The sequence below is a fragment of the Clostridium sp. UBA1652 genome (assembly GCF_002320975.1).
GTDB classification, from domain to species: domain Bacteria; phylum Bacillota; class Clostridia; order Clostridiales; family Clostridiaceae; genus Clostridium_T; species Clostridium_T intestinale.
On record NZ_DCLI01000095.1, the window covers coordinates 1 to 437 of the forward strand.

Below are 437 nucleotides of genomic sequence, written 5' to 3' on the forward strand. Positions count from 1 at the left end.
ATATCTCACTTTACACTATCAGGTTTATTTATTATATTCGTCATAAATACTTAAACACTCATTTATAAATTCTTCTTTATCCATTCCAAAACAATGCGCTTGAGCAATTATATTTTTCAATTCATCTTTTAAAGTTTCCTTAACCTTTTCGCTTGGCTTAATAGGTATTTCATTTACTACTGCACCTTTACGTCTATCAATAGTAACAAACCCTTCATCCTTTAATAGGTTATATCCCTTATTTACAGTGTGGAGATTTATATCGATGTCTTCCGCCATTTGTCTAACAGAAGGTAAGCTCTCCTCAGGCTGAAGTTCAGAACTTGCTATTCCATGGACTATTTGGTTTTTAAGCTGAAGATATATAGGAACATCACTTTGAAAATCAATTCTTATGAGCATTCTATTTCCTCCTTTATTATTATATTTGTTATATA

The 437-nt window shown here is 30.7% G+C and carries 1 protein-coding gene; it reads right to left on the reverse strand.

The genetic code is table 11. The annotated features are described in order from the left end of the window. Positions 1 to 24 precede the first annotated feature (24 nt). Positions 25 to 402, reverse strand: coding sequence for a GntR family transcriptional regulator (locus tag B3N22_RS22490; protein WP_286910767.1), 378 nt, complete (start codon positions 400 to 402; stop codon positions 25 to 27). Positions 403 to 437: the final 35 nt, after the last annotated feature.

Bases quoted from the DNA above. Each gene is read 5' to 3' on its own strand.
- B3N22_RS22490 (WP_286910767.1), bottom strand. From the start codon at position 402: ATGCTCATAAGAATTGATTTTCAAAGTGATGTTCCTATATATCTTCAG.